This window comes from Pseudomonas sp. R1-43-08 (assembly GCF_003852255.1).
Taxonomy (GTDB): Bacteria; Pseudomonadota; Gammaproteobacteria; order Pseudomonadales; family Pseudomonadaceae; genus Aquipseudomonas.
On the sequence record NZ_CP027734.1, the window covers coordinates 2,355,534 to 2,370,050 of the forward strand.

The 14,517-nt window shown below is 62.5% G+C and carries 16 protein-coding genes; 7 read left to right on the forward strand and 9 right to left on the reverse strand.

What is annotated here, in order from left to right; genetic code table 11:
* Positions 1-9: 9 nt before the first annotated feature.
* Entirely contained in the window at positions 10-1,227 is a 1,218-nt protein-coding gene (pncB, locus tag C4J87_RS10840; RefSeq protein WP_124366763.1) for a nicotinate phosphoribosyltransferase, read from the forward strand.
* A gap of 1 nt (position 1,228) precedes the next feature.
* The gene (gene nadE, locus C4J87_RS10845; RefSeq protein WP_124366764.1) at positions 1,229-2,044 is read left to right on the forward strand and encodes an ammonia-dependent NAD(+) synthetase; all 816 of its coding nucleotides are present in this window, start codon (positions 1,229-1,231) and stop codon (positions 2,042-2,044) included.
* Here nadE and C4J87_RS10850 read toward each other — a convergent pair whose 3' ends face one another.
* The 7 genes from C4J87_RS10850 to C4J87_RS10880 are packed head-to-tail and all read right to left on the reverse strand — an operon-like array spanning position 2,045 to position 8,483.
* A complete protein-coding gene (locus C4J87_RS10850) occupies positions 2,045-3,076 on the reverse strand; it encodes an ABC transporter substrate-binding protein (protein ID WP_124366765.1) in 1,032 nt (343 codons plus the stop codon).
* 13 nt (positions 3,077-3,089) lie between these two features.
* On the reverse strand, positions 3,090-4,187 hold the full coding sequence (locus tag C4J87_RS10855; protein WP_124366766.1) for an FAD-binding oxidoreductase: 1,098 nt from the start codon (positions 4,185-4,187) through the stop codon (positions 3,090-3,092).
* Entirely contained in the window at positions 4,184-5,527 is a 1,344-nt protein-coding gene (locus C4J87_RS10860) for an NAD(P)/FAD-dependent oxidoreductase (protein WP_124366767.1), read from the reverse strand. The genes C4J87_RS10855 and C4J87_RS10860 overlap by 4 nt, the downstream gene beginning before the upstream one ends.
* The gene (locus C4J87_RS10865) at positions 5,524-5,814 is read right to left on the reverse strand and encodes a (2Fe-2S)-binding protein (protein WP_124366768.1); all 291 of its coding nucleotides are present in this window, start codon (positions 5,812-5,814) and stop codon (positions 5,524-5,526) included. Before C4J87_RS10865 ends, C4J87_RS10860 begins: the two co-directional genes overlap by 4 nt.
* Complete coding sequence (locus C4J87_RS10870; protein WP_124366769.1) at positions 5,814-6,608, reverse strand: ABC transporter permease; 795 nt, start codon at positions 6,606-6,608, stop codon at positions 5,814-5,816. The genes C4J87_RS10865 and C4J87_RS10870 overlap by 1 nt, the downstream gene beginning before the upstream one ends.
* A 4-nt stretch (positions 6,609-6,612) precedes the next feature.
* Positions 6,613-7,458, reverse strand: coding sequence for an ABC transporter permease (locus C4J87_RS10875; RefSeq protein ID WP_124366770.1), 846 nt, complete (start codon positions 7,456-7,458; stop codon positions 6,613-6,615).
* Positions 7,455-8,483 (reverse strand): ABC transporter ATP-binding protein, encoded by a 1,029-nt coding sequence (locus C4J87_RS10880; protein ID WP_124366771.1) that lies wholly within the window; start codon positions 8,481-8,483, stop codon positions 7,455-7,457. The genes C4J87_RS10875 and C4J87_RS10880 overlap by 4 nt, the downstream gene beginning before the upstream one ends.
* Between C4J87_RS10880 and C4J87_RS26105 the strand changes: the two genes are divergently transcribed.
* The 5 genes from C4J87_RS26105 (at position 8,482) to C4J87_RS10900 (ending at position 13,829) form a co-directional block, all read left to right on the forward strand.
* On the forward strand, positions 8,482-8,628 hold the full coding sequence (locus C4J87_RS26105; protein WP_164484534.1) for a hypothetical protein: 147 nt from the start codon (positions 8,482-8,484) through the stop codon (positions 8,626-8,628). The two genes, C4J87_RS10880 and C4J87_RS26105, sit on opposite strands and share 2 nt — an antisense overlap.
* A gap of 94 nt (positions 8,629-8,722) precedes the next feature.
* Positions 8,723-9,556: an IclR family transcriptional regulator gene (locus C4J87_RS10885; RefSeq protein ID WP_124366772.1), complete on the forward strand. Its 834-nt coding sequence runs from the start codon at positions 8,723-8,725 to the stop codon at positions 9,554-9,556.
* Between the two features lie 242 nt (positions 9,557-9,798).
* Positions 9,799-11,019: a hypothetical protein gene (locus tag C4J87_RS26200; protein WP_177412792.1), complete on the forward strand. Its 1,221-nt coding sequence runs from the start codon at positions 9,799-9,801 to the stop codon at positions 11,017-11,019.
* Between the two features lie 209 nt (positions 11,020-11,228).
* A complete protein-coding gene (locus C4J87_RS10895; protein WP_124366773.1) occupies positions 11,229-12,584 on the forward strand; it encodes an MATE family efflux transporter in 1,356 nt (451 codons plus the stop codon).
* A 39-nt stretch (positions 12,585-12,623) separates the two neighbouring features.
* Positions 12,624-13,829 (forward strand): MFS transporter, encoded by a 1,206-nt coding sequence (locus C4J87_RS10900; RefSeq protein WP_124366774.1) that lies wholly within the window; start codon positions 12,624-12,626, stop codon positions 13,827-13,829.
* Here the strand turns inward: C4J87_RS10900 and C4J87_RS10905 are convergent.
* A complete protein-coding gene (locus C4J87_RS10905; RefSeq protein WP_124366775.1) occupies positions 13,796-14,161 on the reverse strand; it encodes a type II toxin-antitoxin system HicB family antitoxin in 366 nt (121 codons plus the stop codon). The genes C4J87_RS10900 and C4J87_RS10905 overlap by 34 nt on opposite strands.
* Positions 14,158-14,409 (reverse strand): type II toxin-antitoxin system HicA family toxin, encoded by a 252-nt coding sequence (locus C4J87_RS10910; RefSeq protein ID WP_057722035.1) that lies wholly within the window; start codon positions 14,407-14,409, stop codon positions 14,158-14,160. Before C4J87_RS10910 ends, C4J87_RS10905 begins: the two co-directional genes overlap by 4 nt.
* Positions 14,410-14,517 lie beyond the last annotated feature (108 nt).

The window sequence follows — 14,517 nt, forward strand, 5'->3', positions numbered from 1 at the left end:
AGACTCACCATGGAAAGTGCGTATGACGATAAATCCCCGGTCATCCAGGGCTTGCTCGACACCGATTACTACACCTTCACCATGATGCAGGCGGTGCTGCATCAGCATCCCAACGTAGACGTGGAATACAACTTCATCGTCCGCTCCAGGGAAAAACTCGGCCACCTGATCCCGGCGTTGCGAACCGAGCTGGAAAAGCTTGCCGGCCTGCAGATGCGCGAAGGCGAGCTGCGCTTCCTGTTCAACCCGCGTTTTCGCGAATACCTCACGCCGGATTACGAGCGCTTCCTCGGCCTGTTTCGCTTCGACCTGCGCTATATCCACGTCAGTGAAGTGGACGGCCAACTGAACATCCGCGTGATCGGCCCGATGCTGCATTGCATCATGTTCGAGCAACCGGTCCTGGCGCTGGTTAGCGAACTGCGCAACCGCGACAAATACCCTGACGTGACCCTCGAAGACGTCACCCGCAAGCTGTATCAGAAGTTCGACTGGCTGGAGAAGAACCTCAGCCGCGAAGAGCTCGCCGACCTGCGCGTCTCCGACTTCTCCACCCGCCGGCGCCTGTCCTTCAAGGCCCAGCGCGAAGTGGTAGACATCATGCGCCGCGACTTTCCCGGCCAGTTCCTGGGCACCAGCAATGCGCACCTGGCCTACGAATTCAACCTGCCACTGATCGGCACCATGGCCCACCAATGGCTGATGGTGCATCAGCAACTGGGCCGTCTGCGCGAAAGCCAGAACGCCGCCCTGGAGAACTGGGTGCGCGAGTACCGTGGCCGTCTCGGTATGGCCCTGACCGACTGCATCAGCACCGATTTCTTCCTCAAGGATTTCGACCTGTACTTCGCCAAGCTCTACGACGGCCTGCGCCAGGACTCGGGTGACCCCATCGCCTGGGCCGACAAAGTCCTGGCCAGATATAAGGAACTCGGCATCGACCCCATGACCAAAGACCTTATGTTCTCCGATGGTCTGAATTTCGAAAAATGCCTGCCGATCCTGCGGCACATCCGTGGCAAGGCGCGGTTCGGCTTCGGCATGGGCACCAGCCTGGCCTGTGATGTGGACAGCGTCGAGCCGCTGAGCATCGTGATGAAGCTGGTGCGCGTACACGGTGAGCCAGTGGTGAAATTCTCCGATGACCCGGTCAAGAACGTCTGCGAAGACCCGTCGTTTTTGCAGTACGCGGCACAGGTATTCAACGTTGGTAGCGTGGAGGAATGACATGCAAACTCAAGAACGGATCGCACGTGAACTGAACGTCAACCGCTCGCTGGGCAAAGGTGGCGAGCCCGAGGAGATTCAACGGCGTATCGACTTCATCAAGACCACCTTGCGCCATTCAGGCTGCAAGGCGCTGGTGCTGGGCATCAGCGGCGGTGTCGACTCACTGGTCGCCGGCCGCCTGTGCCAGCTGGCGGCGCAGCAACTGCGCGAAGAAGACTACGCCGCGCGCTTTATCGCCATGCGTCTGCCCTATAAAACCCAGGGCGACGAACACGATGCCCAGGCTTCCCTGGACTTTATCCTGCCGGACCATATCGACACCCTCGACATCGCGGCCAGTGTCGACGGCCTGATGGCCAGCCTGGCCGCCGCCGAAGCCAGCGCCGCCCAACTCGATTTCATCAAGGGCAACGTCAAGGCCCGTGCGCGCATGATCGCGCAATACGCGGTCGCCAACCTGCACAATGGCCTGGTGGTCGGCACCGACCAGGCGGCCGAAGCGCTGATGGGCTTTTTCACCAAATTCGGCGACGGCGCCTGCGACCTGGCGCCGCTGTCCGGCCTGACCAAAACCCAGGTGCGCCTGCTGGCCACGGCCCTCGGCGCTCCAACGAACCTGGCGTACAAGCCGCCCACCGCAGACCTTGAAGAACTGGCACCGGGAAAACTGGATGAGGACGCCTACGGCTGTTCGTATGAAGAAATCGATGCGTACCTGATGGGCGAGCCGGTGAGTGAGCGGGTGAGGGGACTAGTCGAGACGGCCTACAGCAAGACAGCGCACAAACGCGCGCTGCCCTTCGTGCCGTTGTAATCAACGCTCGATCGAACGACTCCATCGCGCGTTCCACTCCGGACGTGCCTGGTTGACCTGGTCCCAATCGATCGAAATCGCCGTCTGCAGGTAACCCTGCATCGCCTCGACCCGTGCGCGGGTCTTGTCGGTAGTCGGCGTGGTCGGGTTTGACGGGATCTGGTCACCGTCTTCCAGTGCTGGCGCCTGGGCTTGGGCGCTGAGCAGGAACGCCGCGAGCTTCTGCGCCAGTTCCGGCTGGTCATTGCGCGCGATCACGCATTCGGCCACGTTCAGCACCACTGCGCCTTCCTTGGGTTGCGCATACTCCATGGGCACGCCGAGCAGTTTCTGGGTGGCGACCTGGGTCGGCGTCAGCGGGAAGATCGCCGCTTCGTCGGTTTGCACCATCTCGGAGATTTTTGCCGAGCTGGCGATGTATTCCAGCACGTTGGGGCCGATGGTCTTCGGCCACGCCTTGAAGCCTGGCTCCACGTCGGCCTCGCTGCCGCCCTGGATACGGTTGAACATCAGGAAACCGTGCAAGCCGAAGGTGGAGGAGGCCAGGGACTGGAACACCACTTTTTCTTTGAAGCGCGGGTCGGCCAGGTCCATCCAGGAGGTGGGCGCGGCCCAGCCGTTTTCCTTGAACATTTTGGCGTTGTAGCCAAGGCCCGTGACGCCTAGGGTCACGGCCACGGCCTGGTCCTTGATTTTAGCCTTGGCCGGGATCTGTTCCAGGGTCGGGCTGGGCGCCAGCGTGTCGCACAGGCCCATGGAGATGGCGCGGTACATGATGCCGTCGTCGAGGAACATCACATGCATCTGCGGGTTGTCTTTGTTGGCCTGGACTTTGGCGAGAATGTCCGACGAGGTGCCCGGCACGATCACCACCTTGACGTTGTTGGCCTTCTCGAAGGCGGGCAGCACTTTATCGGCGTAGACCCGCTCCATGGTGCCGCCGTTCATGCCCAGGTACAGCGTGGGCGCGGCATGGACATTGGACGCGAGCAAGGCGAGGGACAAGCAGGACAGCGCGGTACGTGGGTTCATGGGGTTTTTCCTCTCAGGCTTGGAAACGACGGATGGAAAACGCTTCAATGGGCTGGCGACTGGCACCCGCGCAGACGATCTCTGCCAGGGCTTCACCGACCGCAGGGCCGAGCTGGAACCCGGCGCCGGCAAAACCGAAACCGTGGAGCAGGCCGGGTTGGGTGCTGCTGGGGCCGATCACCGGTTCATGATCGGGTAGATAACCTTCGGTGCCGCTCCAGGTACGGATGGCCTGGGCCCCGCGCAGGAATGGGTACAGCTCACCCGCATTGCGCAGGATCTCCAGCACCGCCGCGTGGCCGGGCCGGGCCTGTTGCGGGCCAAGGGCGAAGCCGCGACCACCGCCGAGGATGCAGTTGCCGCGCGCCACTTGCCGCGCATAGATGCCGCCGCCTTCAACGCCGGTGCTCACGTCCATCACCTTAGGCAACGGCTCGGTCACTAACATCGCCGGGTGTGCCGAGATCATCGACACCGGTTCGCCAAATTGCGCGGCGACGCTGCCGGCCCACGCACCTGCGCAGTTGAGCAGCCATGGCGCCTGCAGGTGCAGGCCATTGGCGCAATGCACCTGGAAGCGCTGGCCGTCATGGTCGATTTGATTCACTTCTGCCTGCTCATAAACCCAGGCGCCACTGCGCTGGGCCGCGCGGGCGAAGGCCGGCGATACCAGGCGCGGATTGGCGTGGCCGTCGTCGGGGCAGAGCGAGGCGCCCACTGCGATGTCGCCCACCCACGGGAAGCGCTCGCGCAACTGGGTGTAATCGAGCAATTGCAGGTTCAGGCCAAAGCCACGGGTGTGCGCGGCATAGGCTTCAAGCGCGGCGAAATCCCCATGGCTGCGCGCCAGTTTCAGATGCCCGGAGCGCACGTACTCGCCGTCGATGCCGATCAATCCAGGCAGGTCGGCCCACAACTGATGGGCGCGCTGTGACAGCGGTAACTGATGCAAGGGCCGTCCTTGACGTCGCACGCCGCCGTAATTCACGCCGCTGGAATGCGAGCCGCAAAAGTCGCGCTCGACCAGCGCCACCCGCTGACCCTGGCGCGCAAGCATCAAGGCCGCCGACGCGCCAACAATCCCGCCGCCCAACACAATAACGTCGATCACGGCTGCACCTGCACGCCGAACGGCAGCGGCTTGATCGGCGCCTGGGCACGCAGGCGCCCGACCTGTTCAATGCTCCGCCCGCTGCGCTCGGCGACGATCTCCGCCGCCGCCAGCCCGCACATGCGCCCCTGGCAGCGGCCCATGCCGACGCGGCAGTGGGCCTTGACCCGGTTGATCTCCCAGTGGCCTTCATCCACCACCGCGCGCACCTCGCCCACACTGACTTCTTCGCAGCGGCACAGGGTCAACGTATCCGGCGCCTGCGCGGCCCATTGTTCAGGGAAGGGAAACGCGGTTTCCAGGCCCTGGCGAAAGCGCTGGATGCGCGCCAACTGCTGTTCCAACCGGGTGATGCGCCGCTGATCGACCCCCTTGCCGATATCTTCCAGTACGGCCAGCGCTGCACGCTCACCGGCCAATTGCGCCGCATCGGCGCCCATGATGCCGGCGCCGTCGCCCGCCAGGTAAACCTGCGCCACGCTGCTGCGCCCGGCGCTGTCGCGGCGCGGCAACCAGGCCCGGTTCAGGGGGCTCCAGGCAAACGCGCAACCGAGCAGGTCTGCCAGTTGCGTCTCACTGCGCAGCGCGTGGGCGAAGGCCACGGCGTCGCACGCCAGGCGCTGTTCGCCCCAACGAATGCCGCTGACCCGCTGTTCGCCGTCGACCTGCCGCAGGCTGGCGCCCTGATGCACGGCAACCCCATGGGCGGTCAGCCAGGCGCGGAAATACAGGCCCTTGGCCAGGGTCAGCGGCTGCCCGAGCAGCGCCGGCAGCGCACGGCATTGGGCGCGCAAGGGCGCGCTGTCGAGTACCGCCACCACCTGGGCGCCAGCCTTGGCATATTGGTACGCCACTAAATACAGTAAGGGCCCCGAACCACAGAACGCGACGCGCTCGCCGATGGCGCAGCCCTGATATTTCAACGCAATCTGTGCGGCGCCCAGGCTGTAGACGCCGGGCAAGGTCCAGCCTGGCACCGGCAGGATACGGTCGGTGGCCCCGGTGGCGACGATGACCCGCGAGTACTCGACGCGCTCGGCACGGCCCTCAGTGAGCGTGTCCAGGCATGTGTCTTCGGCATTCCACACCAGGGTGTCGGGGCGGTAGTCGATCAGCGGCGCCAGCTCGTCCAAGGTGCGATGCACGGCCTGGGCCTTACCCGCTTCGAAGCCGTAAAGCTGCTTGGCCGAGCGTTGGAAGTTCACCGGTTGGCGCCGATAAACCTGCCCGCCGCCGCGCAGGCTTTCATCGATCAGGCACGGCTTGATGCCATGGTCGAGCAAGGTTCGCGCCGCCGTGATGCCGGCCGGGCCTGCGCCCACAATCACAATCGGTTTCATGCGTGGCGCCCCGGTTCACGGCTGATCGCCTGGCCCTCTTCCAGTAACGTCGAACAGGCGCGTACGCGGCGCCCGTCTGCAAGGCGCACCCAGCAGTCCTGGCAGGCGCCCATCAGGCAGAAACCGGCACGGCGCTCAGCGCTGAAATCGCTGCCGCGCAGGTGCTCGGCGCAGGTCAGAATGGCCGTCAGCAGGGTGTCGCCGAGCAAGCCTGCGGCCGGTTGGCCGTCCAGGGTGAACGCCAGGGCAGGGCGCTGGGTTTCAGCGAGTCGCTTGAACAGGGCCATCAGTGTTTCCCCACCAGCACGCGGTCCAGGCCGTACACCCGGTCGAGCAGAATCATGGTTGCCGCCGTCAGCGCGATCACCAGCGCCGAGACCGCCGCCATCATTGGGTCGATGGACTCGGTGGCGTACACGTACATGCGCACCGGCAGGGTTTGCGTGGCCGGTGAGCTGACGAATATCGACAGGGTCACTTCATCGAAACTGTTGATGAACGCCAACAGCCAGCCACCGGCCACGCCCGGCAGAATCATCGGCAGCGTGATCTGGCGAAACAGCGTAAAGCGGCCGGCACCGAGGGATTCGGCGGCCTGTTCGGCACTGCGGTCGATACCGATGGCGGCCGCCAGCACCAGGCGCAGCACATAGGGCGTGATGATCACCACATGGGCGAGCATCAGCCAGGTGAAGCTGCCATTCACGCCCATCAGCGCAAACAGGCGCAACATGGCGACGCCCAGGACCAGGTGCGGGATGATGATCGGCGACAGAAACAGCGCACTGAAAAAATCCCGTCCTGGAAACGCATAACGGCTGATCGCCAAAGCCGCCGGCACCGCGATCAGCGTGGCCAGGGTCGCGGCGGTAAACGCCAGGACCAGGCTGTTGTAGAACGCCTGGATAAAGTCGGCGCGCTCGAACACCGCACGAAACCAGCGCAGGGAGAAGCCCGACGTGGGCAGGCTCAAGGTGTTTTCCGGGGTGAAGGCCACCAGGCACACCACCACCAGCGGCGCCAGCATGAACACCACCACCAGGGCGTGGAAACCGAGGGCCAACGGACCGTTTCTAGACATGCGCTCAAACCCCCAGGGACTTTTTGTAGCGGCCTTCGACCATGCGGTTCCAGCTCAGCATGATCAGCAGATTGACCAACAGCAGCACCACGGCGATGGTCGCGCCCATGGGCCAGTTGAGTTCCGAGAGGTATTGGTCGTACACCACCGTGGCGACCATTTTCAGGCGGCGCCCGCCGAGCAGGCCGGGGATGGCGAACGAGCTGGCGGCCAGGCCGAACACAATCAGGGTGCCGGACAGCACGCCGGGCATCACTTGGGGCAAGACGATCTTGCGCATTACCGTGGCCTGGCTGGCACCCAGCGACAACGCGGCCTGTTCAGCCGAGGGGTCGAGCTTTTGCAAGGAGGTCCAGACCGGGATGATCATGAACGGCAGCATCACATGCACCAGCGCGATGATCACCGCGAACGGTGTATACAGCAGCTTCACCGGGCGGCCGCCGAGCAGTTGGATCACTTGGTTGACCAGCCCGTCGGCGCCGAGCAACAGGCTCCAGCCAAAAGCGCGCACCACCACCGAAATCAGCAACGGCGTGAGGATCAGGATCAGGAAAATCGAGCGCCATGGCGTGCCCATGCGGCTGAGGATATAGGCCTCCGGTACGCCGATCACCATGCACAGCAGGGTCACCAGCGCACTGATCCAGAAGGTGCGCCAGAAGATCTCGTAGAAGTAGGCATCGCTGAACAGCGACAGGTAATGAGCGAAGGTCCACTCATCGGCCTTCACGCCTACCTGGTAATCGAACACGTTGAACGACAGCACCAGCGTCAGGCCCAGCGGCAGCACCAACAGCCCGGCAAACAGCACCAGCGCCGGCAGGGACAGCAAGTAGCCCCGGCTCATGGGTGCACCTCGTCCGGCGCCAGGACCCGCAACAGGTCCGCTTGCCAATCCAGGCCCACTGCCGCGCCGTTGCCCAGCGGCGCGCTGCCGTCGTTGCTGCGTACCACGGTGATTTCGCCGAGGTCGGTATGGACCCGGTACAGCCACTGGCTGCCGAAGAAGTAACGGTCCAGCACCTTGCCCTGCAAGCGACCCGAGCCCGCGTCCAGCAGCTGGATTTTCTCCGGGCGCAGGCTCAGGGTCAGCGCGCCAGCGCCGCCTGTATGACGCACTTGCGGGATGCCCAGGGCATCGTAGTCGCCGGCGAGCAGGTTGGCCTTGCCGACGAAGTCCGAGATAAACCGTGTGCGCGGGTGCTCGTACAACCGGTAGGGCGCATCGATCTGGGTCACGCGCCCGGCCTGCATCACCACCACGCGGTCGCTGATCGATAGCGCCTCGGCCTGATCGTGGGTGACCATCAAGGTGGTGATGCCCACCGCGCATTGAATGCGGCGGATTTCGAACTGCATTTCTTCGCGCAGGTTGGCGTCGAGGTTGGACAGCGGCTCGTCCAGCAGCAGCACCGGCGGCTCGATCACCAGCGCGCGGGCCAGGGCCACGCGCTGGCGCTGGCCACCGGACAGCTGCCGGGGGTAGCGTTCGGCATGGGGGGCCAGGCGCACCAGCTCCAGCACGGTCTTGACCTTGGCGGCGATCTCGTCGGCGGGCACCTTGCGCATCTTCAGGCCGAAGGCGACGTTGTCGCGCACCGTCATGTGCGGGAACAGCGCATAGCTCTGGAACACTACGCCCAGGCCCCGGCTGGCGGGCTTGGCATGGGTGATGTCGCGACCGTCGAGCAGGATCTGCCCGCCGCTCACATCGACGAAGCCGGCGATCATCTGCAAGGTGGTGGTCTTGCCGCAACCCGAGGGGCCGAGCAGGGAAACGAATTCGCCTTTTTCCACCGCAAGGTCGGTGGCGACCACCGCATCGACGGCGCCGTAGCGTTTGCTCAAGGCGCGAAGTTGGAGAAATGCCATGTCTGCGTTCCACCTGTTTGAGTCGCGTCGAAACGCGCTTTTTTTGTTTTGGGCAGATGCGAAAGAACAGTTGCGGGTGCGCTGGCGCTCGATCTTCGGTCGGCTGCCGGTTGTTGTTCGTTTCGCCCCTGTGGACGCAGATTAGGGCGAAGACTAGAGTGGGCGGAAGACGGTATTTCACTGGATGGATGATTATTTTCTGTTTTATTCATTCATCAGAATTTAGTTGGAGATAAAACGTGAATGATTCCACTGAGCGGAATGAAAATGCAAGGGAAGTTGGCTCAGGCGGCGTCTCTCGCCTGTTCGCACTGCTGCGCACCCTGGGTGAAGTGCCGGGAGGCGGTGAACGCGTGACCCAGCTTGCGCAGCAGGTCGGCCTCTCGCAACCGACCACCCACCGCCTGCTGCGCAGCCTGATGGACGAAGGCATGGTCGAACAGGACGCGCGCAGCAAGCGCTACCGCCTTAGCCTGGAGTTCTTTGCCCTGGCGGCGAATGCCGGCAAGACCGGCAACCTGCGCGACCTGGTACGACCAAGCCTGTTGCGCTTGAGTGCATCGCTGGGCGATTCGCTGTTCCTGCTGGCCCGCAGTGGCTTCGACGCGATCTGCCTGGACCGCAGCGAAGGTCCGTACCCGATCCGTACCTTCACCGGCGATATCGGTGGGCGCGTGGCGCTAGGCGTGGGGCAGGGCAGCCTGGCGATCCTGGCATTCCTGCCCGAGGAGGAGCGCGAAACGGTAATCCGCTACAACTTGCCACGGCTCAGGGATTTCCATGTGTACGACGAGGTGCTGTTGCGTTCGGAGGTCGAGAATGTGCGCAGCCTGGGGTATGCCGCGCGCAACACGGGCGTGCTCGAAGGCATGGCCGGGCTGGCGGTGCCCATTCTTAACCGTGACGGGCATGCGGTGGCGGCGTTGAGCGTAGCGACCATCAGTGATCGCCTGGGGCCGAGCCGTTTGCCGATGGTGGTGGAATTGTTGAAGCGAGAGGCGGCAGCGATCGGGCCGCGGATCAATCCGTTTGATCCGACGTTGCGCCGGCCTTCGCAGGCATTTGGTGGGTAGTCCATTTCTGATGTGAAAGCGTATATGAGAGAGCGGGGCTTTTCAGATCGGTCCTACGCAAATGCCATTCTTTTTCGCATCGTTGCACAGGCTTTTACTTTGCGTGCGACGGTAAATTCCTTGCGTGTAACTGCATGTTTATTTGGAACTGCACTGTTTTCGGTTGCCACCAAGAGGTAGCTGAATCGAGGGCTTACTGGCCTGGTTAAGCAGTCGTTACGTCCAAGACATGAGGTGTTGCAATGAATCCTAACTTCAACCCGCCGCTCTATTCGCCTCCGCCCGCACAGAACTTCGGATATTGCCCTGCCGATTATGGGCGCAATGCTACTGCGAACATGCCGAGCAATATGACCAGCTATTATTCCAATTCGGATGTTGCAAAGCTGCTGCTCCACAACTTCGAATACTTCAGTACGCCTGAAAGTGCTTTCGTTTCGCGAAACTCGCTTACTGACGTGGCCAATCGTCCATTGGGAATCAGCGTTTACGATGACCAGATGACGTTGCTTGCCAGGGATATAGTGGGACGGGACGGTCTCTCAAACTTTTTTGATCGCGCTCAGAACGGTGGTCATGAAGATGGGCTGATCAACCGAGAGGATTTGCAGCTAGCCATCGACCAGTTAGGTCCGCAACCACGGGCGGGGAATGAGTTCGCAACGGGTTATAACGGCGCGATGCGGCAACAGAGGGTCAACCAGCAGTTTGCTTCTCAGTTCTGCGCACAGCCTTCGTCCGGTGGGCCGCGCGGCATGGAAGGCTGGGGCGCGTTGTCGCCTGCACCACGAGTGTACGCGGCGCCGCAGCCGTCCTATGGGGGGACGCCAGTCAATCAACAATGGACTCCCACGATGGCTGGAGGTCGACCGTATGCGAATGAGAGTAACGAGTCCTTATCGGCCAGAGTGCTCTCCCATTTCAGCAACCTGCAAGACCCCTCAACGGGGACGATCACTGACGCGTCACTGAGTGCTGCAGCGTCGGGACACTCTCTGGATGGTCGGCCCATCAGTGCGGCGGATGCCGCTATCGCGCAGGAGCTGCTGGAGCGGGGCCAACTGTTCAAGACCCTTGACCAAGGCCGCAGTGGCACACTTGACGGCAGTATTTCCCGGCAGGATCTGGGCGATGCAGCGAGTGAGTACCGCACAATGAGCAACGCCGGGCTGCTTCAGGCCGTGAAAGATAATTTCAGGCAGTTTACCGCCGGTGGGACTGATGACTATGTCAATGTCAATGAGTTGAAAGAGGCGGCGGGTCTTATTCCGTCTGACCGAACGTTCAGCCCGCAAGCGCGCGAAGTGGCGCTGGAGCTGCTCAATCGTCCGGGCTTATTGCGCGAGTTGGATATCGGCGTTGGGGAGGCCGGCAAGCCAGGCTTTGAAGACCGACGCTTCGACATGGTTAACATCGACCATATGATCGAGAAAGAATCCTCCACGGAGCGAGCCAAGCCTTAAGCTAACGCACCTTTGGGTAATTACTCCGTGGCTGCGGGTGGGCAGGATCAAATGAGCGCCAACGGCTGCTTCCGGTGACACAGGTAGCAGCCGTCGGTGCTCAAGAGGCTTGTGCAGCGGGATCGTCATCTCGGCGTAGCATTCGCGGTTCAGCGCCAATAGACTCAAGCGATTGACGACACCACCGAGACCCAGGGCCCCGAATCATCATGGAAGTCATCCAACAACGACCGCTGTGGCAGGTCTATCTGTTTTTCCTGGCACCGATGGTGCTGTCCAACTTTCTGCAAAGCTTTTCCGGCACGCTCAACGGTATCTATGTCGGGCAGATGCTGGGTACCCACGCGCTGGCGGCGGTATCGGGCATGTTTCCCATCGTGTTTTTCTTCATTGCCCTGGTGATTGGCCTGGGTGCTGGCGCCTCGGTGTTGATCGGCCAGGCCTGGGGCGCCCGCGAGACGGGAATGGTCAAGGTGATCACCGGCGCCACGCTGACCCTCGGCGCGCTGGTGGGCCTGGTTGCCGCCCTGCTTGGCAGCCTGTTGGCCCGCCCCGCGTTGCAGGCGTTGGGAACCCCTGTTGATGTGCTTGACGATGCAGTGGGCTACGCCCAGGTGATGATGCTGATCATGCCGCTGCTGCTGGTATTCATTCTTTATACCCAACTGCTACGCGGTGTCAGCGATACCGTTTCACCATTGTTGGCCTTGATGGTGTCGACCCTGGTGGGTTTGCTGCTGACGCCAGCGCTGATTCGCGGCTGGATCGGCCTGCCGCCCATGGGCATCCAGAGTGCGGCATACGCGGGGCTGGCGGGGAATACCCTGGCGATGCTGTTCCTGATCCTGCGCCTGCGGCACAAAAACTCGGTGATGGCGCCGGATCGCGACATGCTCGCCGCCTTGCGCCTGGACCGGGTGATCCTCGGCAAGGTCTTGCGCATCGGCCTGCCGACAGGCCTGCAGATGGTGGTGCTGTCGTTGTCGGAACTGGTCATCCTGGCGCTGGTCAACGGCCACGGTTCCCAGGCGACGGCGGCGTACGGCGCGGTGACGCAGATCGTCAACTACGTGCAGTTTCCGGCGCTGTCGATTGCCATCACCGCCTCGATCCTGGGGGCACAGGCGATTGGCGCCGGGCGCCTGGAGCGCATCGGGCCGATCCTGCGCACCGGGCTGTTGATCAACACCGCCCTTACCGGTGGCCTGATCGTGCTCGGCTATGGGCTATCGCATTGGTTGCTGGGGCTGTTCATCACCGACGCCGCTGCCCGCGTCAACGCTGAGCACCTGTTGCACATCATGTTGTGGAGCATCCTGGTGTTCGGCTTCCAGGCCGTGATCGGCGGGATCATGCGCGCCAGCGGTGTGGTGTTGATGCCGGTCGCCATCTCGATTTTCTGTGTGCTGTGCGTGGAATTGCCGGTGGCCTACCTGTTCAATGCGCATTTTGGCCTCGAAGGCGTGTGGATGGCGTTTCCGGTGACTTACCTGGCGATGCTGGTGCTGCAGACCGCGTATTACCGTCTGGTATGGCGGCATAAGCAGATCAAGCGGCTGCTGTGATAAAAGGTTGCCCACCCAAGCAGAGAAGGCGCTTTATCGATGGCTAACCCTTACGCCGAGCTGTTCCAGGTGCCGGGCGCTCGCGCCTTTGTGCTGGCGGGCATGCTGGCACGCATGCCGATCTCCATGACCGGGATTGGCCTGATTACCATGCTCTCGCAAGTGCATGGCGGTTACGGTCTGGCGGGTTCGGTGGCGGCGGTATTCGCGTTGGCCACCGCGTTTTGCGCACCGCAGGTGTCACGCCTGGTGGACCGCTACAGCCAGGGCAGGGTGCTGCCCATTGCGGCGTCGATCGGTGGCGGTGCGTTGTTGATGGTGTTGCTGTGCACGCGTTTGCAGGCGCCAGGCTGGACGTTGTTCCTGTTCGCCGCACTGGCCGGCTGCATGCCCAATATGTCGGCGATGGTGCGGGCGCGCTGGACCGAGCTGTACCGTGGCCAGCCCAAGCTGCACACCGCATTTGCCCTGGAGTCGGTGCTCGATGAAGTGTGCTTCATCATCGGCCCGCCCATTTCCGTCGGCCTCAGTGTGGTGCTGTTCCCAGAGGCCGGGCCTTTGGTGGCGGCCGTATTGCTGGCGGTGGGTGTGACCACCTTCGTATTGCAACGCACCACTGAACCGCCGGTGCATGCACGTCATGACCACCACGGGCGCTGGTTGATCGCCTCGCCGTCGGTGCTGATCCTGATGACCCTGTTGCTCGCCATGGGTGTGATCGTCGGTGTGGTGGATGTGGTCAGCGTCGCGTTCGCCCAGCAGGCGGGCCACCCGACGGCAGCCAGTATTGTGTTGTCGGTCTACGCCATCGGTTCCTGCCTGGCAGGCTTGGCCTTCGGCACGCTCAAGCTCAAGGTGCCGTTGCCCCGCCAGTTTCTGTACTGTGGCGTAGCCACGGCGCTGACCACGTTGCCGTTACTGTTGGTGACCGACATTCCAGGGCTGGCCGTGGCGATCTTTATCTCTGGTCTGTTCTTCGCCCCGACCCTGATCGTGTCCATGGCGCTGGTGGAGCAAGTCGTCCCACCCAGCCGCCTCACCGAAGGCATGACCTGGCTGATCACCGGCCTGAGCATCGGCGTGGCCATTGGCGCCGCCAGCTCCGGCTGGATGATTGACCACTTTGGCGCCGTCAGCGGGTTCTGGGTGGCGCTGGCGGCGGGGGTGGTCGTGTTGGGTTCGGCCGTGCTGGGGTACCGACGATTAGGCAGTCAGCCAATCGCCGCGCAAGGCTGCGGGAAATGATGCTGTAGAAACTCATCCAGCGCCTGGCGTGTCAGGTCGTTCAACGTCACTTTCTTGCGGTTCGCCGCCAACGCTGCCGCCAGATGCAGGTCATGGCCGACGCGTACGTTGAATGAGCCCTTGCAGGGCTTTTCAGGCACTTGCCCGAGCGACTGGCAGGTGGAGAGGTAATCGTCCACCGCCTCTTGGAAGGCCGCATCCAACTCTGCGACGGTTTTGCCTTCGTAGCTCACCAGGGCCTTGATGAACAGGACCTTGCCGAACAGGCAGTTGTCCTCGAGGCTGGCTTCGATGGAGCCGATGTAGCCTTTGTGTTTCAGCTGGTTGTTCACTGAATCAGTTCTCCTGATTTCAATTGTTCGATGATTTGGCGCCGAATGTAGTGTTTCAGTTCGTTGCCGGGGTGAGGCTTGTGCAAGGTGATCAGTGCACTGGGGTCGCCAATGTCGAATTTGACCCGGCTTCCAGCCCCTTCAATCTGTGTGTAACCCAGTCGCCGTAACAGGGTTACGAGTTCAGACCAGGTGAATGCCATGTGCTCATTGAGCAGTTTGGCGAGCAGCTTTTCATTTTTGGACACGGCGTTCCCTGCGTGTAACTAAATGTAGTTGCAAAAAGTGGTGTACGTCAATGCTAGCTCGGTCTGATGCGCCTTTCCCGAGATTGATGTAACCCGTGATGACACCTC